Below are 23,865 nucleotides of genomic sequence, written 5' to 3'. Positions count from 1 at the left end.
GCAGGGAATCTGAAGGAAATTGGCAATTGCTATCGTTTTAGTGTGTAGGATTTCAAAGGATTTGAGCAAGACCAACATGAAAAGGGGGAGTTTTTGTGTTTAAAAGAATGAAGGAAGATGTGGAAACAATTTTTGAGAATGATCCAGCAGCGCGTAGTGTATTTGAAGTGGTGTTAACCTATTCTGGTTTGCATGCGACATGGGCGCATCGAGTGGCGCATTGGTTCTTTAAAAGACGTTTTTATTTTATAGCTCGTGCCATTTCGCAAATTAGCCGTTTCTTTACGGGGATTGAAATTCACCCAGGTGCAAAAATTGGTCGTCGTTTCTTTATAGACCATGGTATGGGTGTTGTTATTGGTGAAACATGTGAAATTGGTAATAATGTTACTTTGTATCAAGGTGTAACATTAGGTGGTACAGGGAAAGAAAAAGGAAAACGACACCCTACGTTAGAGGACAATGTGCTTGTTGCAACGGGCGCGAAAGTATTAGGCTCTATCACAATTGGTGAGAATAGTAAAATTGGTGCGGGATCAGTTGTTTTAAAAGAAGTACCGCCAAACGCTACAGTTGTCGGTATTCCTGGTAAAATAGTAATTAAGGATGGAGTTCGTCTAGAGAAAAAACTAGATCATCAAAATATACCTGATCCTGTGGAAGAACGTTGTCAAGTTTTCGAGAAGCAAATCACTGAATTGCAGCAGGAAATCGAACGCTTACAAAAGGAGAGAGAAACACAATGAGTATTCAAATATTTAACTCATTAACAAGACAAAAGGAAACCTTCGTACCGCTAGAAGAAGGAAAAGTTAAAATGTATGTCTGCGGTCCGACTGTTTATAACTATATCCATATTGGAAATTCACGTCCTGTCATTGTGTATGATACAGTTCGCCGTTATTTTCAATATAAAGGCTATGATGTAAAATTCGTATCCAATTTTACGGATGTAGACGATAAAATCATTAAGGCAGCAAATGAGTTAGGCGAAGAAGTGCATGAATTAACAGAGCGCTTTATTGCTGCGTACTTCCAGGATGTTACAGCACTAGGGTGCAAAAAAGCGGATGTTCATCCACGTGTAACAGAGCATATGGACGATATCATTCAATTTATTCAAGTATTAATTGATAAAGGCTATGCTTATGAATCTGCTGGGGATGTGTATTATCGTACACGTAAGTTTGATGGTTATGGTAAATTATCGCATCAATCAGTAGACGATTTAAAAATCGGTGCTCGTATTGAAGCAGGCGAGAAAAAAGATGATGCATTAGATTTTGCTTTATGGAAAGCTGCGAAGCCGGGTGAGATCTTCTGGGAAAGTCCATGGGGAGATGGTCGTCCAGGCTGGCATATTGAATGTTCTGTAATGGCTCGTGAGCATTTAGGAGATACTATTGATATTCATGCTGGTGGGCAAGATTTAACTTTCCCTCACCATGAAAATGAAATTGCTCAATCAGAAGCACATAACGATAAAACATTTGCACGTTATTGGATGCATAACGGGTATATTAATATCGATAATGAAAAGATGTCTAAATCTCTTGGCAATTTCATTCTTGTTAATGATATTCGTAAACAAATTGATCCACAGATACTACGTTTCTTTATGCTATCGGTTCATTATCGTCACCCAATTAACTTTGCTAAAGATTTAGTAGAAGCTGCTGCAACGGGCTTAGAACGCATTCGTACAGCTTACAATAATGTGAAGCATCGTCTTACAACTACAGCAAGCTTAGGTGATCACTCGGAAGAATGGCTGAGCAAAATTGCTGAACAAAAAGCACAGTTTGAAGAGGCAATGGATGATGACTTTAATACTGCAAACGCTATTTCAGTATTATTCGAGGTAGCACGTATTGCTAATATTTACTTAAATGAAGCAAATACTTGCAAAAAAGTTTTAGAAACATTTATGGAAACTTTTGAAGTAGTAGGCGACGTCTTAGGTATTGAATTTGTAAAAGAAGAAGAGCTATTAGACGAAGAAATTGAAGCATTGCTACAAGAGCGCGTAGAGGCACGTAAAAACCGTGACTTTGCTCGTTCTGATGAGATCCGTGACCATTTGCAAGCCCAGGGTATCATTTTAGAAGATACACGACAAGGAACTAGATGGAAACGAGGGTAATAAAGTTGGATAAACTTCGCAATGAAGATGTTAAGCAATTAAATGCGCTGGCATTAGCCTATATGGGGGATGCCGTATTAGAACAAAAAATACGTGAGCATTTGCTACGTTCTGGCCGTGTTAAGCCGAATACGCTGCATCGAGAGGCAACTCGTTATGTTTCAGCAAAAGCGCAATCTAAGATCGTTCATCGCATGATGGATGAAAATTATTTAACAGAGGAGGAATTGGCTGTGTTCCGTCGTGGACGCAATGCCAAATCCGGCTCTGTACCAAAAAATACAGATGTCCAAACCTATCGTAATAGCTCAGGCTTTGAGGCAGTGCTTGGTAGTTTATATTTATTAAATGAACTAGAACGCGTGTATGAAATCATTGCATATGCTATTCAAATAATCGAGGAATCAAAGGGAGTGTCTAAATAATGGCAGAACAAAATGGTGAAATTATTGCCGGTAAAAACCCAGTGTTAGAAGCACTTCGTTCAGGCCGCGATATGAATAAAGTATGGATTGCAGAAGGTGTCAAAAAATCTGGTGTGAATGAATTGCTAGATTTAGCCCGAGAACGTGGTGTAATAGTTCAGTTTGTCCCAAAAAAGAAAGTCGATCAATTATCGAGTGCTAATCATCAAGGAATTGTTGCATCTGTTGCCGCTTATAAGTATGCTGAACTTGAGGATTTATTTGCAGCTGCAGCCAATAAACAGGAAGATCCTTTTTTCCTAATTTTAGACGAGCTAGAGGATCCTCATAATCTAGGGTCTATTATGCGAACGGCTGATGCTATCGGAGCACATGGTATTATTATTCCAAAGCGTCGATCTGTTAGTTTAACAGCTGTAGTGGCAAAAGCATCCACAGGTGCTATTGAACATGTTCCAGTTGTACGTGTGAACAATCTTGCTCAAACGGTTGATGAACTAAAAGAACGAGGTGTATGGATCGCTGGTACAGATGCGAAGGGCTCGGTGGATTATCGAAAAATGGATGCCACATTACCGTTAGCCATCATTATTGGCAGTGAGGGCAAGGGAATGGGTCGTTTATTAAAAGAAAAATGCGATTTTTTATATCACTTACCAATGGTTGGGCATGTTACATCATTAAACGCATCAGTTGCTGCAGCGCTTTTAATGTATGAAGTGTATCGTAAACGTCAAGAAGCGAATGAGTAACAATGAAAAACATTTTGCTTGTTGATGGCTATAATATGATTGGATCTTGGAAAGAGCTGCGGCCATTGCGTGATACAAATTTTGAGGATGCGCGCAGAAAGCTGATAGAAGTTATGGCTGAATATAAAGCGGCTATGGACTGGCGCGTAATTATTGTTTTTGACGCACATCTTGTACCAGGAGTTGAGCAATCTTATATAGAAAATGGTGTAGAAGTCATTTATACCCGTAAAAATGAAACGGCAGATGAACGAATAGAAAAAATGACGCGTGAACTAAAGGCTAGAAATGTACAGATACATGTAGCAACGTCCGATATGGCAGAGCAAAGCGTTATCTTTGGTAATGGTGCTCTAAGGAAATCGGCTAGAGAGCTAGAAATTGATACAAGCATTATCCAACATAAAATTTCACATGACGTGAGGCGCAAACAAGAAAGCAAGCCGCCTTCTCGTATAGAATTAAAGCCAGATGTTGCACTTGCTTTTGAAAAATGGCGACGAGGATTGAAATGATAGATTGACGCATATTTTCCAATTCCGTTATACTGTTCCTAATTATCTGTTGTGGCTGAGGTGATACCATGTTTAAAAATAGCATTGTACAAGTGACACAAGATTTTGAACGATTCAATGATGAAGAACTTATTGAAATGGTGCATCAAGGTAATACAGATGCGTTGGATTACTTAATTACGAAATACCGTTTGTTAGTAAGAGCAAAGGCAAGGTCCTATTTCTTAATTGGAGCAGATAAGGAAGACATCGTGCAAGAGGGTATGATCGGTTTATATAAAGCGATTCGTGATTTTAAAGGCGATAAACTGGCTTCTTTTAGGGCTTTTGCAGAGCTGTGTATTACAAGGCAGATCATCACGGCGATTAAAACAGCTACTAGGCAAAAGCATATTCCACTAAACTCCTATATCTCTTTGGACAAGCCTATATTTGATGAAGAGTCAGACCGAACGTTAATGGATGTGCTAACAGGTGCTATTATGGACGATCCAGAAGAATTGATGATTCATAGAGAAGAGTTCGGCTATTTAGAAGAAAAAATGAGTGAGATTTTAAGTGAATTAGAACTACAAGTTTTAGCTTTATATTTAGATGGTCAGTCTTATCATGAAATTTCTGAGAAATTAAATCGCCATGTGAAATCGATTGATAATGCATTGCAGCGGGTCAAGCGTAAATTAGAGCGACATTTGGTCCTTGAGGAAATGTCTTAGTCCATATAGGCCTTTATTGACATTGACAAATATAGGTGTTAGTCTTAAAAAGACAAAGTGCCGAAAAAGGTGAGTATATGGCAAAAAAAGTCGTGCTAAATTGCGAGAAATGCGGGTCGAGAAATTACACGTTCCCAGCTAAAGAAGGTTCAACTGTACGTCTCGAATTAAAGAAATTTTGCTCGCATTGCAATGAACATACAATGCATAAACAAACGCTATAAAATGATATGTAAATAGACAGATATGATTGATTCGGAGGTTAAGCTAGAATGGGCAAGATCAAAGGCTTTTTAAGTGATGTAATGTCTGAAATGCGCAAAACAAGCTGGCCAAAAAGTAAAGAACTAACGAAATATACAGTCGTTGTAATTTCAACTGTTGTCATTATGGCTTTATTTTTTGTATTAGTTGACTTAGGTGTTTCATCATTATTCCGCTGGTACTTAGATTTATAATTTAGTAAATAGCATATTTTTGAAATAGCCCGTCCATTGTAATAACGGGTTTTTTCGTTTGTTTTATCTTCATTCAGCAGAAAACTTTATCTATTGGTTTGATGACATGGTGAAGTGAAGGTCAGTAAAATACGCTCATGATGATAAGGATGCTACTAGGAGAGTATGATAGTAGTGATTGATGACTATGCTAGTTTCGGTATATATCATCGGGCTTTCGCTGGCTATTAGCGAAAGCTATATTTTTCTAATGAGATGTTTGTGAAAAGAGTAAGAATGCGTTTAGCATATCGCGATTCATTTTCACTTTTATTTGTAAGGGAGGGACGGACGAGGAGTCCTAGTAGTTATGGAGAAAAATTGGTATGTTGTTCATACGTATTCAGGGTATGAAAACCGTGTAAAAGCAAACCTAGAAAAACGTGTAGAAACAATGGGAATGCAAGATAAAATCTTCCGTGTAATTGTTCCTGAGCACGAGGAAACAGAAATGAAAGATGGGAAAAAGCGCACGATGATGCGTAAAGTTTTCCCTGGTTATGTGTTAGTTGAGTTAATTATGACAGACGATTCTTGGTATGTAGTACGAAATACGCCAGGCGTTACTGGCTTTATCGGCTCATCAGGTGGAGGAGCAAAACCAACACCTTTACTACCAGAGGAAGCAGATCGTCTACTACAACAAATGGGTATGACTGATAAGGTTGTAGAAGTTGATATAACTGTTGGTGAGGCTGTTGAAGTATTAGAAGGGCCGTTCGCTCATTTCCAAGGGCGTGTTGAGGAAATTGACACGGAAAAAGGAAAAATAAAAGTGTCGGTTGATATGTTTGGTCGCGAAACAATTATGGAGCTAGATTTCGAACAAATTCAAAAATTATAGTTCCAGTAATTGATCTATGACATGTCAATTGGTAGATGTTTCGCAGATTTTGTTAATTACTACTTGCTTAAAAAAATTAAAAGTGGTATCATTTCATAGGTCAGACTGTCATACTTTTAGTTGACGTCTGTATTGATAATTTTAATGTTATCGGCACTTAGCTGACAGACAGATATTGAGTGGGAGGGGCAACCCAATTACCACATCACGGACTTAAGGAGGTGTGTCTCGTGGCTAAAAAAGTTATTAAAGTTGTAAAACTTCAAATCCCTGCTGGTAAAGCTAACCCAGCTCCACCGGTTGGTCCTGCATTAGGTCAAGCGGGTGTGAACATCATGGGATTCTGTAAAGAATTCAATGCGCGTACTGCTGATCAAGCTGGTCTTATTATTCCAGTTGAAATTTCAGTATTCGAGGACCGTTCTTTCACTTTCATTACAAAAACTCCACCTGCAGCAGTGTTACTTAAAGTAGCAGCTGGTATCCAATCAGGATCTGGTGAACCAAATCGTAAAAAAGTGGCAACGGTTAAGCGTGATAAAGTTCGCGAAATCGCTGAAACTAAAATGCCAGACCTTAACGCTGCTTCAGTGGAAGCTGCTATGTTAATGGTTGAAGGTACTGCACGAAGCATGGGTATTGTTATCGAAGACTAATCCCATTTACTTGATGTTTTGTTTTTTGGAAGGTTGCGAAGTTTCTTTGTGAACACGCAACCTTTATTCGTGGGAGGTAAAATCCGCTATAACCACAATCAAGGAGGAAATATATAATGGCTAAAAAAGGTAAAAAACTGCAAGATGCAGTAAAATTAATTGATCGTAACTCACTATATAGTGCACAAGAAGCAATCGAACTTGCTCAAAAAACTAGCACAGTTAACTTCGACGCTACTGTAGAAGTTGCTTTCCGTCTAGGTATTGATACTCGTAAAAACGACCAACAAATCCGTGGTGCAGTAGTGCTACCAAATGGTACTGGTAAAACTCAACGTGTATTAGTATTCGCAAAAGGTGAGAAACTTAAAGAAGCTGAAGCAGCTGGTGCTGACTATGTAGGTGATGCAGAATACATCCAAAAAATCCAACAAGGTTGGTTTGATTTCGATGTAATCGTAGCAACTCCTGACATGATGGGCGAAGTTGGTAAACTTGGTCGTGTATTAGGACCTAAAGGTTTAATGCCAAACCCTAAAACTGGTACAGTTACTTTCGATGTAACAAAAGCGATCGAAGAAATCAAAGCTGGTAAAGTAGAATACCGTGCTGATAAAGCTGGTATCATCCACGCTCCTATCGGTAAAGTTTCTTTCTCAGCAGAAAAATTAGTAGAAAACTTCTTAGCTGTTTTTGATGTAGTGCAAAAAGCAAAACCTGCTGCAGCTAAAGGTACTTACATGAAATCTGTAAATGTTACAACTACAATGGGCCCAGCTATTAAAGTTGACGCTTCTAACGTAGTAGTAAAATAATTTATATATATGCGTTGACGACAGTGAGTATACATGATATTATAGTTGCTGTTGTGAATTATCCATTTGTACCGTAGACAGTAGGGGTGACTTGTCACTTAATGATCCTACCGAGGACATCGGAATTCAGATTCTTATTTTAAAGATGATGACTTTCAGCCTCTGCGTCTATTTGACCCAGAGGCTTTTCTTTTGTCGGTATAAATGACCCATTCTAATAGGAGGTGTCATCATGAGCAAAGCAATCGAAAACAAACAAGTACAAGTTCAAGAGATTACTGAAAAATTCCAAGGCGCTGCTTCTGTAGTAGTTGTGGATTACCGTGGTCTTAATGTTGCACAAGTAACTGAGCTTCGTAAACAACTTCGTGAAGCTGGCGTTGAGTTCAAAGTTTACAAAAATACTTTAACTCGTCGTGCTGCTGAGGCTGCTGGTCTTGAAGGAATCAACGACGTATTAGTTGGTCCTAACGCAATTGCGTTCTCAAATGAAGATGTTGTAGCGCCTGCTAAAATCATCAACGAGTTCGCTAAGAAAAACGAAGCTTTAGAAATTAAAGCGGGTATTATTGAAGGTACAATCTCTTCTGTTGAAGATGTTAAAGCACTTGCAGAACTTCCATCACGCGAAGGTCTACTTTCTATGCTTTTATCTGTACTTCAAGCTCCAGTGCGTAACTTCGCACTTGCAACAAAAGCTGTTGCAGAACAAAAAGAAGAACAAGGCGCGTAATTTAATACGCACTCAGACTTCTGCGGCCTGATCGCAAAAAAAATAAAACATTATCCAATTAGGAGGAAATTATAATGAATAAAGAGCAAATCTTAGAAGCTATCAAAGCTATGACAGTTCTTGAATTAAACGATTTAGTAAAAGCAATCGAAGAAGAATTCGGTGTAACAGCTGCTGCTCCTGTAGCAGTAGTTGCTGGCGGTGCTGCTGCAGCTGAAGAAAAAACTGAATTTGACGTAGTATTAGCATCTGCTGGTGCAGAAAAAATCAAAGTAATCAAAGTGGTTCGTGAAATCACTGGTTTAGGTCTTAAAGAAGCTAAAGAAGTAGTAGATAACGCTCCTAAAGCTCTTAAAGAAGGCGTTTCTAAAGATGAAGCTGAAGAAATCAAAGCTAAACTTGAAGAAGTTGGCGCATCTGTAGAAGTTAAGTAATCTCGTATTACTTTTTAACAAAAGGAAAGCTCGTCATTTTGGCGAGCTTTTTTCTTCATTCTGAGGAGGCATGAAAATGTCAGATCATTATTATACAAGTAAGCCTCAAACTGAGAGTAAACCTCGTCACTGGACATTCAAGTTACTAGGGCATTCGTTTTCGTTTGAAACGGATGCAGGTGTATTTAGTAAAAGCGAAGTAGATTTTGGATCCCGTGTTTTAATAGACGCTTTTAAAATGCCTAATATTAATGGTGCGATATTGGATGTAGGTTGTGGATATGGGCCGATAGGATTATCGATTGCCAAAGCGAATCCAGACCGTACCGTTTATATGATGGATATAAATGAACGCGCAGTTACACTTTCGCAAAAAAATGCGCAAGTGAACGGTGTTCAAAATGTGCGAATATTTGTGAGTGACGGCCTATCGATGGTTGATACAGATGTAGAAGCTGCAGCTATCTTAACGAATCCACCAATTCGTGCAGGGAAGGAAACGATTTTCCGCTTTTACGATGGAGCTTATGATCGACTAGTGCCTTCGGGTGAGCTTTGGGTAGTCATCCAGAAGAAACAAGGAGCACCATCGACAGTAAGTTACCTAGAAGAAAAATTTTCAGAAGTCGATATTGTAGAGAAGAAAAAAGGGTACTGGATAGTACGCGCAAAAAAATAAATGAAATATGTATAATTTATTGACTTGACAAATCGGCTATGATAATATGATACAATGCAAAAATATTATTTTGAGGTCGTATGCCCTTTTGTATAGAAATGTTTTTATATGGGTATACTTGCCAAGATAAGTTTAGTTAACCGAAAATGAGATCTTTTTGAAGACTCGTTTTCTTTTTGTCTTTCGAAATCATACACTATTTGTATGATTTTGCAAAGACCTAATATCGCTTTATTGAGGGGTGAATGAGTTGACAGGTCAACTAGTTCAGTACGGACAACACCGCCAGCGTAGAAGCTTTGCGCGTATTAAAGAGGTGCTTGAGCTTCCAAATCTGATTGAGATTCAAACGGCGTCTTACGAGTGGTTCCTTGAAGAAGGTTTACGTGAAATGTTCCGTGACATTTCGCCGATCGAGGACTTTACAGGTAATCTTTCATTAGAATTCATCGATTATTCATTAGGTGAGCCTAAGTATGATGTTGATGAATGTAAAGAGCGAGATGTTACTTACGCAGCTCCATTACGTGTGAAAGTACGTCTTTACAACAAAGAAACAGACGAAGTGAAAGAACAAGATGTCTTCATGGGTGACTTCCCATTAATGACAGAAACAGGTACGTTCATTATCAATGGTGCTGAACGTGTTATCGTTTCACAATTAGTTCGTTCACCAAGTGTGTATTTCCATGATAAAACTGATAAAAACGGTAAAAAAGGTTTCGGCGCAACGGTGATTCCAAACCGTGGTGCATGGTTAGAGTATGAAACTGATGCAAAAGACGTAGTTTATGTGCGTATCGATCGTACTCGTAAGCTACCAGTAACAGTGTTACTACGTGCGCTAGGCTTCGGTTCAGACCAAGAAATTATCGATATTATCGGTGATAACGAGTATTTACGTAATACGTTAGAAAAAGATAACTCTGAAAGTACAGAAAAAGCACTTTTAGAAATCTATGAACGTTTACGTCCAGGTGAGCCTCCAACAGTAGAAAGTGCGAAGAGTTTATTGTACTCTCGTTTCTTCGATGCAAAACGTTATGATTTAGCGAATGTTGGTCGCTACAAAATGAATAAAAAGCTTCATATTAAAAATCGTTTATTTAACCAAACGATTGCTGAAACGCTTGTAGATCCTGAAACAGGCGAAATTTTAGTAGAAAAAGGTACAGTGCTTGACCGTCGTACTTTAGATAAAATTCTACCTTACCTAGAAGATTCATCAAAAGGTATTGGTTACCGTACTTTATCGCAAGTTGGTGGCGTGCTTGAGGACGATGTAACAATCCAATCTATTAAGATTTATGCACCGAAAGATGAAGCACAAAAAGAAATTAATATCATCAGTAATGCGTACATTGATGAAGAAGTGAAGAATATTACACCAGCTGACGTTTTATCTTCAGTAAGCTATTTCTTCAACTTACTTTACCAAGTAGGCGCAACAGATGATATTGACCATTTAGGTAACCGTCGTCTACGTTCAGTAGGTGAGTTACTACAAAACCAATTCCGTATCGGTTTATCTCGTATGGAACGTGTAGTACGTGAGCGTATGTCCATTAACGACACAGCTGCAATCGTACCGCAACAATTAATTAATATTCGCCCTGTAATTGCGTCTATTAAAGAGTTCTTCGGTAGCTCTCAATTATCTCAATTCATGGACCAAACAAACCCTCTAGCAGAGTTAACACATAAACGTCGTTTATCTGCATTAGGGCCTGGTGGTTTAACACGTGAGCGTGCTGGTTTTGAAGTGCGTGACGTTCACTACTCTCACTACGGTCGTATGTGTCCAATCGAGACACCTGAGGGTCCAAACATTGGTTTAATCAACTCATTATCTTCATTTGCCAAAGTCAATAAATTTGGATTCATCGAAACGCCTTATCGTCGTATTGATCACGAAACAGGCCGAGTAACGGATCAAATTGATTATTTAACAGCTGATGAAGAAGATAACTACTATGTAGCACAAGCAAACTCGCTATTAAATCCAGATGGTACATTTACTAATGAAGAAGTAGTAGGTCGTTTCCGTGGGGATAACACAGTATTCAATAAAGCTCAAATGGACTACATGGACGTATCTCCTAAACAAGTAGTTTCTGCTGCGACTGCATGTATCCCGTTCTTAGAAAACGATGACTCTAACCGTGCACTTATGGGTGCCAACATGCAACGTCAAGCAGTTCCACTTCTTAACCCAGAAGCACCATTCGTTGGTACGGGTATGGAACATGTTGATGCGCGTGATTCAGGTGCAGCTGTTGTAGCGAAATACGATGGTATTGTTGAGCACGTAGAGGCTCGCTCTATCCATGTTCGTCGCATTGAAGTTGTAGACGGCAAAGAGGTTAAAGGCGATTTAACAAAATATAAATTACAAAAATTCATTCGTTCAAACCAAGGTACTTCATATAACCAACGTCCACTTGTAAAAGTTGGCGAGCGTGTGAAACCTCGTGATATTTTAGCAGACGGTCCATCAATGGAAAGAGGCGAACTGGCTCTTGGACGTAACGTACTTGTTGCATTCATGACTTGGAACGGCTTTAACTATGAGGATGCTGTTATTATGAGCGAGCGCCTTGTAAAAGACGATGTCTATACATCTGTTCATATTGAAGAATATGAATCAGAATCTCGTGATACAAAGCTTGGGCCTGAAGAAATCACTCGCGATATTCCGAACGTTGGGGAAGATGCACTTCGTAACCTAGACGAACGTGGTATTATCCGTATTGGTGCGGAAGTACGTGATGGCGATATTCTGGTAGGGAAAGTAACACCTAAAGGGGTTACAGAATTAACTGCGGAAGAGCGTTTATTACATGCAATCTTCGGTGAAAAGGCTCGTGAGGTTCGTGATACTTCATTACGTGTACCACACGGTGCTGGCGGTATCATTCTTGACGTTAAAGTATTTAACCGTGAAGATGGCGATGAATTACCACCAGGCGTTAACCAATTAGTTCGTGCTTATATTGTTCAAAAACGTAAAATTCGCGTTGGGGACAAAATGGCCGGACGTCATGGTAACAAAGGGGTTATCTCTCGTATCTTACCGGAAGAAGATATGCCGTTCATGCCAGATGGCACGCCTGTTGATATCATGTTAAATCCACTTGGTGTACCTTCTCGTATGAATATCGGACAAGTTTTAGAGTTACACTTAGGTATGGCTTCCCGCTACCTAGGCGTCCACATGGCAACACCAGTATTTGATGGTGCTAATGAAGAAGACGTTTGGGAAACAATGGAAGAAGCAGGGATGAACCGTGACGGTAAAACAATCCTGTATGATGGACGTTCTGGTGAACCATTTGATAACCGTGTATCTGTTGGGATCATGTACATGATCAAACTTGCTCACATGGTTGATGATAAACTTCACGCACGTTCAACTGGTCCTTATTCACTTGTTACGCAGCAACCACTTGGTGGTAAAGCGCAATTTGGTGGACAACGTTTTGGTGAGATGGAGGTATGGGCACTTGAAGCATACGGTGCTGCATATACACTTCAAGAAATCTTAACGGTTAAATCCGATGACGTTGTTGGTCGTGTGAAAACATATGAAGCCATCGTTAAAGGTGAAAGTGTACCAGAGCCAGGTGTTCCTGAATCATTCAAAGTATTGATTAAAGAACTTCAATCTCTTGGTATGGATGTTAAGATGTTAACAGTTAATGATGAAGAAGTAGAGCTTCGCGATTTAGACGAAGAAGAAGATCTTCAACCAGCTGATGCACTTAACATTGCACCACAGCCAGATACAGAAGAAGAGCCAGTAGAGTCTTTTGAATAATGGAAACCCAAATTCACAATGGTGAATAAGGTCAAACTTATTTTTCAAATTAGCCGGGCAGGATTTAACGCCCTGCCTGGCTTTTTCTTTTAATAAATCATTCTATTTCTAATCCTTTGCCAAAGAGGCAATTCTTTGCAAGCGATTATCGAGCTGCGTAAAAGAGTCTTTATAAAGACCTATACTAGAGGGAGGTAGGCTCCTTGATAGACGTTAATGAATTTGAATATATGAAAATCGGTTTAGCATCCCCTGACAAGATTCGTTCTTGGTCATATGGTGAGGTTAAAAAGCCTGAAACAATTAACTACCGTACATTAAAACCAGAAAAAGATGGTTTATTCTGTGAACGTATCTTTGGTCCAACTAAAGATTGGGAATGTCATTGTGGTAAATATAAACGTGTACGCTATAAAGGCGTAGTTTGTGACCGTTGTGGCGTTGAAGTAACACGCGCTAAAGTTCGTCGTGAACGTATGGGACACATCGAATTAGCAGCACCAGTTTCTCATATCTGGTACTTCAAAGGTATTCCAAGCCGTATGGGTCTAATCCTAGATATGTCACCACGTGCATTAGAAGAAGTTATTTATTTTGCTTCATATGTTGTGATTGATGCGGGTGCTACTAATTTAGAAAGCAAACAATTACTTTCTGAAAAAGAGTACCGTGCATACCGTGAAAAATTCGGCAACACATTCGAAGCTGCAATGGGTGCAGAAGCAATCAAAAAACTATTAAGCAAAATTGACTTAGAGGATGAAACACATTCTTTAAAAGAAGAGTTAAAATCTGCACAAGGTCAAAGACGTACTCGTGCTATCAAACGTCTAGAAGTTGTTGAATCTTTCCGTAACTCAGGTAACTCACCTGAATGGATGATTCTAGATGTTCTACCTGTTATTCCACCAGAGCTTCGTCCAATGGTGCAATTAGATGGTGGTCGTTTTGCAACTTCCGATTTAAACGATTTATACCGTCGTGTAATTAACCGTAATAATCGTTTAAAACGTTTATTAGATTTAGGTGCGCCAAGCATCATCGTACAAAACGAAAAGCGTATGCTACAAGAAGCTGTTGACGCATTAATTGATAATGGTCGTCGCGGACGTCCTGTAACAGGTCCTGGTAACCGTCCACTAAAATCACTTTCACATATGCTGAAAGGTAAACAAGGTCGTTTCCGTCAAAACTTACTTGGTAAACGTGTTGACTATTCTGGTCGTTCCGTTATCGTAGTAGGTCCAAACTTAAAAATGTACCAATGTGGTTTACCAAAAGAAATGGCTATCGAATTATTCAAGCCATTCGTAATGAAAGAGTTAGTAGAGCGTGGTCTTGCTCATAACATTAAATCTGCTAAGCGTAAAATTGAACGTTTAAACAATGACGTTTGGGACGTTTTAGAAGATGTTATTCGTGAGCATCCGGTATTACTAAACCGTGCACCAACGCTTCACCGTCTTGGTATTCAAGCATTTGAACCAACACTAGTTGAAGGTCGTGCTATTCGTCTTCACCCATTAGTATGTACAGCGTATAACGCTGACTTCGATGGTGACCAAATGGCGGTTCACGTACCGTTATCAGCAGAAGCTCAAGCAGAAGCTCGTCTTCTAATGCTTGCAGCACAAAACATCTTGAATCCAAAAGATGGTAAACCTGTTGTAACACCTTCTCAAGATATGGTATTAGGAAACTACTACCTAACACTTGAACGTGAAGATGCTCGTGGTGAAGGTACTGTTTTCTATGGTCCAAATGAAGTCTTAATTGCATATGATACAGGTCATGTACATTTGCATACACGTATCGCGATTAAAGCAAGTTCGTTAAATAACCCAACATTCACAGAAGAACAAAATAATATGTTCCTATTGACAACTGTTGGTAAAGTAATCTTTAACGAAATCTTGCCAAAATCATTTCCTTATATTAATGAGCCAACTGATTTCAACTTAGAGCAAGTAACACCAGAGAAATACTTCGCTAAATTAATAATTGACGAAGATACTCTGAAAGAGCTTGAATCAGATAGCGCTTATAATAATTTAGATGAAAAAGGGAAAATTGATGCACAACGTACAGCTGTATTGCGTAAATATTTTGCATCAGTACCAGTTGTAAATCCATTCCGTAAAAAATTCTTAGGAAATATCATTGCTGAAGTGTTTAAACGTTTCCACATTACTGAAACATCTAAAATGCTTGACCGCATGAAAAACCTAGGATTTAAATATTCAACACGTGCTGGTATTACTGTAGGTGTATCTGACATCGTGGTATTACCTGATAAAGGTGAAATTTTAGCTGTAGCTCAAGAAAAAGTGGATAAAGTTCAAGCGCAATTCCGTCGTGGTTTCATTACAGAGGATGAACGTTATGATCGTGTTATCTCAAGCTGGAGTGCTGCGAAAGACGAAATTCAAGCGAAACTGATGAAGTCACTTGAGAAAACAAACCCAATTTTCATGATGTCTGATTCAGGTGCCCGTGGTAACGCATCTAACTTTACGCAGTTAGCTGGTATGCGTGGTCTGATGGCCAACCCGGCTGGTCGTATTATTGAACTTCCAATTAAATCTTCATTCCGTGAAGGTTTAACAGTATTAGAGTACTTCATCTCTACTCACGGTGCTCGTAAAGGTCTTGCCGATACAGCCCTTAAAACTGCCGATTCAGGTTACTTAACACGTCGTCTTGTTGACGTTGCACAGGATGTTATTGTACGTGAAGATGACTGTGGTACTGACCGTGGCTTAACAATTGGTGCATTAATGGAAGGCACAGAACTGATTGAAGCTCTAGATGAACGTATTGTTGGTCGTCATACGAAGAAAACAATCGTACATCCTGAAACGGGTGAAGTTATTTTAGGAAGAGATGGTTTAATCGACCAAGATGTTGCTCGTGCAATTATTGAAGCAGGTATCGAGGAAGTGACAATCCGTTCAGCATTTACATGTAATACAAAACATGGCGTATGTAAAAAATGTTACGGCATGAACTTGGCAACAGGTGAAAAGGTTGAGGTTGGAGAGGCAGTTGGTATTATTGCAGCTCAATCAATCGGTGAACCAGGTACACAATTAACAATGCGTACATTCCATACAGGTGGGGTTGCCGGAGATGATATTACACAAGGTCTTCCACGTATCCAAGAGATCTTTGAAGCACGTAATCCAAAAGGTCAATCTGTTATTTCAGAAATCACAGGTACTGTTTCAGATATCACAGAAATTCGTGAAGGCTTAAAAGAAATTACTATTCAAGGTGACGTAGAAACGCGTAAGTATCAAGCACCTTATAATGCACGTTTAAAAGTTATCGAAGGTGATAATGTAGAGCGTGGTCAAGTTTTAACAGAGGGTTCTATCGATCCAAAACAATTGTTAAAAGTCAAAGATGTTTCAACTGTTCAAGAATATTTATTAAAAGAAGTTCAAAAAGTATACCGTATGCAAGGGGTAGAAATTGGTGATAAACATATCGAGGTAATGGTTCGCCAAATGCTTCGTAAAGTACGTGTAATTGAAGCTGGAGATACAGATTTATTACCAGGTTCATTACTAGATATCCACCAATTTGCAGAGGCAAATGCAGATGCTGTTATGAATGGCAAAAATCCTGCAACTTGTCGTCCTGTTATCCTGGGTATTACAAAAGCTTCTCTTGAAACAGAATCATTCTTATCTGCAGCATCGTTCCAAGAAACAACACGTGTGTTAACAGATGCAGCAATTAAGGGTAAACGTGACGAGCTTCTTGGATTAAAAGAGAACGTAATTATCGGTAAACTTGTTCCAGCAGGTACTGGTATGCAACGTTACCGTCAAATCCGCATCGAAAAAGATGAGCTTGACACAGAAGTTGTTTCTGCCGAATAGACATTAAAATAGGACCGAAGAGATGGAATTTCACCGTCTCTTCGGACTTTTTAAAGATATTAGTTGACAGTGTAAATTGGTAATGATAATATATTGAAGGTTGATAGTTAACTGTCTGTACTTCGGAGGATATGAAAATGTCTTATGATAAAGTAAGGGCTAGTCAAACAATCATAGGTACAAAGCAAGCAGTAAAAGCAATGCGAGCCGGTTCAGTGAAAGAACTTCTTGTGGCACTTGATGCAGACAATTGGGTAACCGATTCGGCCATATCTTTCGCGAGAGAAATCGGTATACCAGTTATTCTTGTTGAGTCGAAAAAGGAACTGGGCAAGGCCTGTGGAATCCATGTTGGAGCTGCGGTAGTTGCGATTACTGTAGAGTAGTTTTTGTGTATTAAACACAAAGACTTTGTTTTTACCCAAAAAATGAACCACCTGGATGTGTGGTATTAACAAGGAATAAATGAAGGGAGGAAATATCGATGCCTACAATTAACCAATTAGTACGTAAGCCTCGTCAATCTAAAATCACGAAATCAAAATCACCAGCGTTAAACAAAGGATATAACTCATTTAAAAAATCTTTAACTGATGTTAAATCACCACAAAAACGCGGTGTTTGTACTCGTGTTGGTACAATGACACCTCGTAAACCGAACTCAGCGTTACGTAAATACGCTCGTGTACGTTTAACTAACCAAATTGAGGTTACAGCTTATATCCCAGGTGAAGGCCACAACTTACAAGAGCACAGTGTTGTTCTTATCCGTGGCGGACGCGTAAAAGACTTAGCGGGTGTTCGTTACCATATCGTACGTGGAGCTCTTGATACAGCTGGTGTAAACGGTCGTTTACAATCACGTTCTAAATACGGAACAAAACGCCCTAAAGAAAAAAAATAATTTAACGTTAAATAACGTTATTTAATACTGAGCCTCATACTAATTGTCACAAATATCGAATCTTGCTAGCAGATTTGATATTTGATCGACAAATACGAAAAGGCCAACTTTATAAAATAATCGATAACTATTCGAAAGGAGGAAAACACATGCCTCGTAAAGGTCCTGTTTCCAAACGTGACGTGTTACCAGATCCAATTTATAGTTCAAAACTAGTAACTCGTTTAATCAATAAAATGATGGTTGATGGTAAAAGAGGTACTTCTCAAAAGATTTTATACGGTGCGTTCGAACTTGTTAAAGAACGTTCTGGTGAAAATCCAATTGAAGTATTCGAAGCCGCTCTAAACAACGTAATGCCAGTTCTTGAAGTTCGTGCTCGCCGTGTTGGTGGTTCAAACTACCAAGTACCGGTTGAAGTACGTCCAGAACGTCGTACAACTTTAGGTCTTCGTTACCTAGTTAACTATGCTCGTCTTCGTGGTGAAAAAACTATGGAAGAACGTTTAGCTAACGAAATTCTTGATGCTTCTAACAACACTGGTGCATCAGTTAAGAAACGTGAAGACATGCACAAAATGGCAGAAGCGAACAAAGCATTCGCTCACTACCGTTGGTAATTTAACCTATGTGTTAGCCAGTTAGCTAACACAAGGTCTCTTATACAGTCTTTACCCCAATATGGAAGGAGAAATTTCCTATGAAACGCGAATTCTCACTTGAGAATACTCGTAATATTGGGATCATGGCTCACATTGATGCTGGTAAAACAACAACAACTGAGCGTATCCTTTATTACACTGGTAAGATTCACAAAATCGGTGAAACTCATGAAGGCGCTTCTCAAATGGACTGGATGGAGCAAGAGCAAGAGCGTGGTATTACAATCACTTCTGCTGCAACAACAGCCCAATGGGCAGGCCATCGTGTAAACATCATCGATACTCCTGGACACGTAGACTTCACTGTAGAAGTAGAACGTTCATTACGTGTACTTGACGGTGCTGTTACAGTACTAGATGCTCAATCTGGTGTTGAGCCTCAAACTGAAACTGTATGGCGTCAAGCTACAACTTATGGTGTTCCACGTATTGTATTCATTAACAAAATGGATAAAACAGGAGCAGATTTCTTATATTCTGTAGGAACTCTACATGATCGTTTACAAGCAAACGCTCACCCTATCCAATTACCTATCGGAGCTGAAGATCAATTCTCAGCAATCATCGACCTAGTTGAGATGAAAGCTACTTTCTATGGCGACGAAAAAGGTACAGCAGTAACTGAAGGAGAAATTCCTGAAGAATACCGCGCACAAGCTGAAGAATACCGTGAAAAACTAATCGACGCTGTTGCAAGTGTTGATGAAGAAATCATGGAAAAATATTTAGAAGGCGAAGAAATTACTGTTGCGGAACTTAAAGCGGCGATCCGTCGTGCTACAATCGCAGTAGAATTCTACCCAGTAATCTGTGGTACAGCATTCAAACACAAAGGCGTACGTCCAATGTTAAATGCCGTTATCGATTACTTACCATCTCCAGTTGATGTACCAGCAATCAAAGGTACTTCAGTAGATGGTGACGAAGAGTTAGAACGTAAATCTTCTGATGCAGAGCCATTCTCAGCTCTTGCATTCAAAGTTATGACTGACCCATTCGTAGGTAAATTAACTTTCTTCCGTGTGTACTCTGGAACATTAGATTCAGGTTCATACGTGCAAAACTCTTCTAAAGGTAAACGTGAGCGTGTAGGTCGTATCCTACAAATGCACGCTAACTCTCGTGAAGAGATCTCAAAAGTATTTGCTGGAGACATCGCAGCAGCAGTAGGTCTTAAAGACACTACTACTGGTGATACTCTTTGTGACGAGAAGAACCTAGTTATTCTTGAATCAATGGAGTTCCCTGAGCCAGTAATTTCTCTTTCTGTAGAACCAAAATCAAAAGCTGACCAAGATAAAATGGGTCAAGCTTTACAAAAACTTCAAGAAGAGGATCCAACTTTCCGTGCTCATACTGACACAGAAACTGGACAAACAATCATCTCAGGTATGGGTGAACTTCACCTTGATATCTTAGTTGACCGTATGCGCCGTGAATTTAAAGTAGAAGCTAACGTAGGTGCTCCAATGGTATCTTACCGTGAAACATTCCGTAGCTCTGCAAAAGTTCAAGGTAAATTCACTCGCCAATCTGGTGGTCGTGGACAATACGGAGACGTAACGATTGAGTTCTCTCCAAATGAAGAAGGTAAAGGATTTGAATTCGAAAACGCTATCGTTGGTGGTGTAATTCCTCGTGAATACATTCCTGCAGTTGAAGCAGGTCTTCGTGACTCTCTTGACCGCGGTGTAGTAGCTGGTTACCCTCTAATCGACATTAAAGCGAAATTAGTATTCGGTTCTTACCATGACGTTGACTCGAATGAGATGGCGTTCAAAATTGCTGCATCTATGGCTCTTAAAGAAGCTTCGAAACAATGTGACGCTGTTATCTTAGAACCAATGATGAAAGTAGAAGTTGTAATTCCAGAAGAATACCTTGGCGATATCATGGGTAACATTACTTCTCGTCGCGGACGCGTTGAGGGTATGGATGCTCGTGGTAACTCACAAGTTGTTCGTGCGATGGTTCCTTTAGCAGAAATGTTTGGTTATGCAACAACACTTCGTTCTGCAACACAAGGTCGTGGTGTATTCTCAATGACATTCGATCATTATGAAGAAGTACCAAAATCAATTGCTGCTGAAATCATCAAAAAAAATAAAGGTGAATAATTGAATTTTCATCTTGCATAAAGTATAACTAATTTGTAAGCTATGATTGCAGGATAGGGGATGGGCCCGTTCTCTATCGGCATTCATTCTATAAATTTCAAAAATAAAACATATAATTTTGAGGAGGCAATCTCTAATGGCTAAAGAAAAATTTGACCGTTCTAAAACGCATGCTAACATTGGTACAATCGGACACGTTGACCATGGTAAAACTACTTTAACTGCTGCAATCGCTACAGTTCTTTCTAAAAAAATGGGTGGTACAGCTAAATCATACGCTGACATCGATAACGCTCCAGAAGAAAAAGAGCGTGGTATCACAATCAACACTTCTCACGTAGAATATGAAACAGAAACTCGTCACTATGCACACGTTGACTGCCCAGGACACGCTGACTATGTTAAAAACATGATCACTGGTGCTGCACAAATGGACGGCGGTATCTTAGTAGTATCTGCTGCTGATGGCCCAATGCCACAAACTCGTGAACACATCCTTTTATCTCGTCAAGTAGGTGTTCCATACTTAGTAGTATTCATGAACAAATGTGATATGGTTGATGACGAAGAATTATTAGAATTAGTAGAAATGGAAATCCGTGATCTACTATCTGAATATGACTTCCCAGGTGACGATATTCCTGTAATCAAAGGTTCTGCTCTTAAAGCTCTTGAAGGTGAACCAGAATGGGAAGAAAAAATCGTTGAATTAATGGACGCTGTAGATTCTTACATCCCAACTCCAGAACGTCAAACTGACAAACCATTCATGATGCCAGTAGAGGACGTATTCTCTATCACTGGTCGTGGTACAGTTGCAACTGGCCGTGTTGAACGTGGTCAAGTTAAAGTTGGTGACGTAATTGAAATCATCGGTATCGCTGAAGAAGCTAAATCTACTACTGTAACTGGTGTAGAAATGTTCCGTAAATTATTAGACTATGCTGAAGCTGGTGACAACATCGGTGCTTTACTACGTGGTGTTGCTCGTGAAGAAATCCAACGTGGTCAAGTATTAGCTAAACCAGGTTCAATCACTCCACACACAAACTTCAAAGCTGAAGTTTACGTTTTATCAAAAGAAGAGGGTGGCCGTCATACTCCATTCTTCTCTAACTACCGTCCTCAGTTCTACTTCCGTACAACTGACGTAACAGGTATCTGTAACTTACCAGAAGGCGTTGAAATGGTAATGCCTGGTGATAACATCGAAATGACAGTTGAACTTATCGCTCCAATCGCTCTTGAAGAAGGTACTAAATTCTCTATCCGTGAGGGTGGCCGTACTGTAGGCGCTGGCGTAGTTGCTTCTATCCAAAAATAATTTTAGCTTTCGCTAATTATCAAACCAATCTGTAGGGACGCTTACAGATTGGTTTTTTGTGTTAAAATAAGGGAAATCAAATGATTTTAATTAGTGTATGTATACATAACAGCTAGCATGTCATCTAGGAGAAATAAAGAAAAGGGGAATTGAACATGGACATGAAAATCTTGCTCATTGAAGATGATCCATCCATTTTTAACATGATTCAAGAACGTTTTGCACATTGGTCATTACAAGTGGTTGGTCCTAAAAATTTTCAAAAGGTGATGGACAATTTTATAGAGGAGAAACCACACCTTGTGCTGATTGATATTCAATTACCTGCCTATGATGGCTTTCATTGGTGTCGAGAAATACGTCATTTATCCAAAGTACCCATCCTTTTTCTCTCGTCTCGAGATCATCCAATGGATATGGTGATGGCTATGCAAATGGGAGCAGATGATTTTATACAAAAGCCATTCCATATGGAAGTGCTACTCGCGAAAACACAGGCGATTTTACGAAGAACCTATGACTATGTTGAGGAGAAAATGGACGTTACTCGTTTTAATAATGCCGTTATTGATTATACAAGGAGTGAGATTGTGTTTAATGGGGCTACTGCTTCCTTAACGAAAAACGAGCTCTTCATTTTACGAATTTTAGTGGAACAGGTTAATCAGATTGTTTCAAGAGACGAATTAATGAGAAAGCTTTGGGATGATGAACGTTTTGTCAATGATAATACTTTGTCGGTAAATGTTAATCGATTACGTACAAAGCTAGAGGATATTGGTTTACCAGAAGTGATTCTAACTAAAAAAGGACTTGGATATATGGCAGTCAGCCAGAGGACGTGAAAAACATGCTATTATTATTTATAAGAGAACGCTTTGCATGGATTGGTTTTTTTATTTTCATTTTTACACTTCTAAATGTTCTATTTTCTTTAGATGTTGGTTTAAATAGTATTTCAATATGGTATGTAAACATTAGTTTGCTTGTTAGTTTTACGCTCTTTTTTGTGTGGCGTTATGTCAATGAAGTTGGGAAATTAAAAGATTTCCTGGGAAATATGGACGGCTACCTTGATGAAGCACATAAAAACAGACTAGTTTTAACTCCTTTTCAGGAAGCATGCTTTCAAAAAATAGAAAGTGTCTTTTATGAGAAGAACATGGAGTTAAATCAAGCTAAAGTGCAACTACAAGAGTATTCGGATGAGCTGTTGGCTTGGGTTCATGAAGTAAAGGCCCCTTTAACAACGATTAATTTATTGTTAGAGCATATTGAGGATGTATCACTGCGCCGAAAGTTAGAGAATGAATGGCTGAGACTACATCTTTTAGTCGATCAACAGCTACATCAAACAAGATTAGCCTCTATTGAAAAGGACAACTATTTAAATGAGGTCGAGCTGAAACCGATTGTCTATAAAGAAATCAGGGGTATGCAGGCTTGGTGTATTGAAAAAGGTATTGGCTTTGAAGTCGCTGAGCTTACAGATACGGTTCTGACTGATGGCAAGTGGCTGGCGTTTATTGTTCGGCAAATTCTCTCAAATGCCATAAAATATAGTCCAGTAAATTCTGAGGTCACAATTTTCACTGAACATGACCCAACAGGTGCGACATTATTACATATAAAAGATGTAGGTATAGGTATTCCTTTAGAGGATTTACCTCGAATTTTTCAAAAATCGTATACGGGAACAGCGGGAAGAGAATCCTCACAATCTACAGGAATGGGTCTTTATTTGGCATCCAATGCAGCCCGAAAAATCGGGATTCGCATCTATGTTCAATCGAATGTTGGAGACGGCTCATTATTTACACTGCGTTTTCCCTTACAAAATGAATATGTCAAACTAACAGGTAGATGACGAAATTGTCACCTACCTTTTTATATTGTCATGTAAAACGCACGAATGAATAGCTATGACAGGGTACACTTGGATTAT

General features: G+C 39.2%; 23 protein-coding genes and 1 other annotated feature. All 23 genes read left to right on the top strand.

Annotated elements, in window-relative coordinates:
• The first annotated feature begins 95 nt into the window (after positions 1 to 95).
• The 23 genes from epsC to MKY46_RS22800 all read left to right on the top strand — a co-directional run bounded on the left by epsC (position 96) and on the right by MKY46_RS22800 (position 23,787).
• A complete protein-coding gene (gene epsC / locus MKY46_RS22910; protein ID WP_036123753.1) occupies positions 96 to 746 on the top strand; it encodes a serine O-acetyltransferase EpsC in 651 nt (216 codons plus the stop codon).
• The gene (cysS, locus tag MKY46_RS22905) at positions 743 to 2,143 is read left to right on the top strand and encodes a cysteine--tRNA ligase (RefSeq protein WP_036123749.1); all 1,401 of its coding nucleotides are present in this window, start codon (positions 743 to 745) and stop codon (positions 2,141 to 2,143) included. Before epsC ends, cysS begins: the two co-directional genes overlap by 4 nt.
• A gap of 5 nt (positions 2,144 to 2,148) precedes the next feature.
• Positions 2,149 to 2,568: a Mini-ribonuclease 3 gene (locus tag MKY46_RS22900; protein ID WP_036123747.1), complete on the top strand. Its 420-nt coding sequence runs from the start codon at positions 2,149 to 2,151 to the stop codon at positions 2,566 to 2,568.
• Positions 2,568 to 3,320 carry a 23S rRNA (guanosine(2251)-2'-O)-methyltransferase RlmB gene (gene rlmB, locus MKY46_RS22895; protein ID WP_036123745.1) on the top strand — a complete coding sequence of 251 codons (753 nt, stop codon included), beginning with the start codon at positions 2,568 to 2,570 and terminating at the stop codon, positions 3,318 to 3,320. Before MKY46_RS22900 ends, rlmB begins: the two co-directional genes overlap by 1 nt.
• 2 nt (positions 3,321 to 3,322) lie before the next feature.
• Complete coding sequence (locus MKY46_RS22890; protein ID WP_036123742.1) at positions 3,323 to 3,835, top strand: NYN domain-containing protein; 513 nt, start codon at positions 3,323 to 3,325, stop codon at positions 3,833 to 3,835.
• 68 nt (positions 3,836 to 3,903) lie between these two features.
• Entirely contained in the window at positions 3,904 to 4,551 is a 648-nt protein-coding gene (gene sigH / locus MKY46_RS22885; RefSeq protein WP_036123738.1) for an RNA polymerase sporulation sigma factor SigH, read from the top strand.
• 77 nt (positions 4,552 to 4,628) lie between these two features.
• Entirely contained in the window at positions 4,629 to 4,775 is a 147-nt protein-coding gene (gene rpmG / locus MKY46_RS22880; protein ID WP_004233588.1) for a 50S ribosomal protein L33, read from the top strand.
• Between the two features lie 48 nt (positions 4,776 to 4,823).
• Positions 4,824 to 5,009, top strand: a complete 186-nt coding sequence (gene secE / locus MKY46_RS22875) for a preprotein translocase subunit SecE (RefSeq protein WP_036123733.1) — start codon at positions 4,824 to 4,826, stop codon at positions 5,007 to 5,009.
• A 349-nt stretch (positions 5,010 to 5,358) separates the two neighbouring features.
• A complete protein-coding gene (gene nusG, locus MKY46_RS22870; RefSeq protein ID WP_036123731.1) occupies positions 5,359 to 5,892 on the top strand; it encodes a transcription termination/antitermination protein NusG in 534 nt (177 codons plus the stop codon).
• 230 nt (positions 5,893 to 6,122) lie between these two features.
• Positions 6,123 to 6,548, top strand: a complete 426-nt coding sequence (gene rplK, locus MKY46_RS22865) for a 50S ribosomal protein L11 (protein WP_004233593.1) — start codon at positions 6,123 to 6,125, stop codon at positions 6,546 to 6,548.
• Positions 6,549 to 6,664: 116 nt separating this feature from the next.
• Positions 6,665 to 7,363: a 50S ribosomal protein L1 gene (gene rplA / locus MKY46_RS22860; protein ID WP_036123728.1), complete on the top strand. Its 699-nt coding sequence runs from the start codon at positions 6,665 to 6,667 to the stop codon at positions 7,361 to 7,363.
• Positions 7,364 to 7,416: 53 nt separating this feature from the next.
• Positions 7,417 to 7,563 (top strand) — a sequence feature (ribosomal protein L10 leader region).
• A 32-nt stretch (positions 7,564 to 7,595) separates the two neighbouring features.
• Positions 7,596 to 8,096 carry a 50S ribosomal protein L10 gene (gene rplJ / locus MKY46_RS22855; RefSeq protein ID WP_004233596.1) on the top strand — a complete coding sequence of 167 codons (501 nt, stop codon included), beginning with the start codon at positions 7,596 to 7,598 and terminating at the stop codon, positions 8,094 to 8,096.
• A gap of 74 nt (positions 8,097 to 8,170) precedes the next feature.
• Positions 8,171 to 8,530, top strand: coding sequence for a 50S ribosomal protein L7/L12 (rplL, locus tag MKY46_RS22850; RefSeq protein WP_004233598.1), 360 nt, complete (start codon positions 8,171 to 8,173; stop codon positions 8,528 to 8,530).
• 76 nt (positions 8,531 to 8,606) lie between these two features.
• Positions 8,607 to 9,209 (top strand): class I SAM-dependent methyltransferase, encoded by a 603-nt coding sequence (locus MKY46_RS22845; RefSeq protein WP_058845123.1) that lies wholly within the window; start codon positions 8,607 to 8,609, stop codon positions 9,207 to 9,209.
• A 241-nt stretch (positions 9,210 to 9,450) separates the two neighbouring features.
• Positions 9,451 to 13,026 carry a DNA-directed RNA polymerase subunit beta gene (rpoB, locus tag MKY46_RS22840; RefSeq protein ID WP_170829859.1) on the top strand — a complete coding sequence of 1,192 codons (3,576 nt, stop codon included), beginning with the start codon at positions 9,451 to 9,453 and terminating at the stop codon, positions 13,024 to 13,026.
• Positions 13,027 to 13,229: 203 nt separating this feature from the next.
• Positions 13,230 to 16,913 carry a DNA-directed RNA polymerase subunit beta' gene (gene rpoC / locus MKY46_RS22835; RefSeq protein ID WP_036123718.1) on the top strand — a complete coding sequence of 1,228 codons (3,684 nt, stop codon included), beginning with the start codon at positions 13,230 to 13,232 and terminating at the stop codon, positions 16,911 to 16,913.
• A gap of 137 nt (positions 16,914 to 17,050) precedes the next feature.
• Complete coding sequence (locus tag MKY46_RS22830) at positions 17,051 to 17,299, top strand: ribosomal L7Ae/L30e/S12e/Gadd45 family protein (protein WP_036123715.1); 249 nt, start codon at positions 17,051 to 17,053, stop codon at positions 17,297 to 17,299.
• A gap of 98 nt (positions 17,300 to 17,397) precedes the next feature.
• Complete coding sequence (gene rpsL, locus MKY46_RS22825; RefSeq protein ID WP_010860613.1) at positions 17,398 to 17,817, top strand: 30S ribosomal protein S12; 420 nt, start codon at positions 17,398 to 17,400, stop codon at positions 17,815 to 17,817.
• Between the two features lie 149 nt (positions 17,818 to 17,966).
• Positions 17,967 to 18,437 (top strand): 30S ribosomal protein S7, encoded by a 471-nt coding sequence (rpsG, locus tag MKY46_RS22820; RefSeq protein ID WP_036123710.1) that lies wholly within the window; start codon positions 17,967 to 17,969, stop codon positions 18,435 to 18,437.
• 80 nt (positions 18,438 to 18,517) lie between these two features.
• Entirely contained in the window at positions 18,518 to 20,596 is a 2,079-nt protein-coding gene (gene fusA, locus MKY46_RS22815) for an elongation factor G (RefSeq protein ID WP_036123709.1), read from the top strand.
• A gap of 136 nt (positions 20,597 to 20,732) precedes the next feature.
• Positions 20,733 to 21,920 (top strand): elongation factor Tu, encoded by a 1,188-nt coding sequence (gene tuf, locus MKY46_RS22810; protein WP_036123706.1) that lies wholly within the window; start codon positions 20,733 to 20,735, stop codon positions 21,918 to 21,920.
• A 155-nt stretch (positions 21,921 to 22,075) separates the two neighbouring features.
• Positions 22,076 to 22,765 carry a response regulator transcription factor gene (locus MKY46_RS22805; RefSeq protein WP_080717086.1) on the top strand — a complete coding sequence of 230 codons (690 nt, stop codon included), beginning with the start codon at positions 22,076 to 22,078 and terminating at the stop codon, positions 22,763 to 22,765.
• Between the two features lie 5 nt (positions 22,766 to 22,770).
• Positions 22,771 to 23,787 (top strand): sensor histidine kinase, encoded by a 1,017-nt coding sequence (locus MKY46_RS22800; protein WP_036123704.1) that lies wholly within the window; start codon positions 22,771 to 22,773, stop codon positions 23,785 to 23,787.
• Positions 23,788 to 23,865 lie beyond the last annotated feature (78 nt).

It is taken from the genome of Lysinibacillus sp. FSL M8-0355 (assembly GCF_038008985.1).
GTDB classification, from domain to species: Bacteria; Bacillota; Bacilli; order Bacillales_A; family Planococcaceae; genus Lysinibacillus; species Lysinibacillus fusiformis_D.
The sequence above is the reverse complement of the archived record's forward strand: the minus strand, read 5'-3'. Positions and strand labels throughout refer to the sequence as shown.